The organism is Burkholderia sp. BCC1638 (assembly GCF_902833195.1).
Classification (GTDB): domain Bacteria; phylum Pseudomonadota; class Gammaproteobacteria; order Burkholderiales; family Burkholderiaceae; genus Burkholderia; species Burkholderia diffusa.
This window is the reverse complement of sequence record NZ_CADFEC010000154.1, coordinates 1-432: the sequence shown is the minus strand read 5'-3', so window position 1 is coordinate 432 and position 432 is coordinate 1. Positions and strand designations below refer to the sequence as shown.

Genomic DNA, 432 nt, shown 5'->3' with positions numbered 1-432 from the left:
GGGCAGCGGCGCTTGCCGAGGTGGCCGCGCCGTTGTCCGCGTTCGCGTCGGCCGCGGCAGCCCCCGCCGCGGCCGCGCCGCGCGCCGGACGCGCGCTCCAGGCCGACAAGGGCACCAGCCGAACCGCGCGCTGCCAGCGCCGCGCCTCGGCCAGCTCGCGCCCGGCGCCGCCGCTGCGCACGCGCACGCCCAGCCAGGCGTGGCGCGCCGGCAGGTCGACGCGCTTGACGCCGGCCGGCAGCGTGCCCTGGAAGCCCGGCCCGACCAGCGCAATCGTTTGCGCCCGGCTGCTTCCATTACGCGGATTGGCCTCGGCGCCCGTCGACCAGACCACGTTGGTCCACATGTCGAGCACACGCGCGTCGAGGTAACGGCCGCGCGTATCGGGCAGGGAAAGGATCAGCGGTTCGGTGCCGACATCGAGCCAGCCGC

The 432-nt window shown here is 76.6% G+C and carries 1 protein-coding gene; it reads right to left on the bottom strand.

The window, feature by feature from the left end:
- The coding region (locus tag HWX22_RS31670; RefSeq protein ID WP_175917035.1) for a DUF1254 domain-containing protein at positions 1-432 on the bottom strand (432 nt) is incomplete at both ends.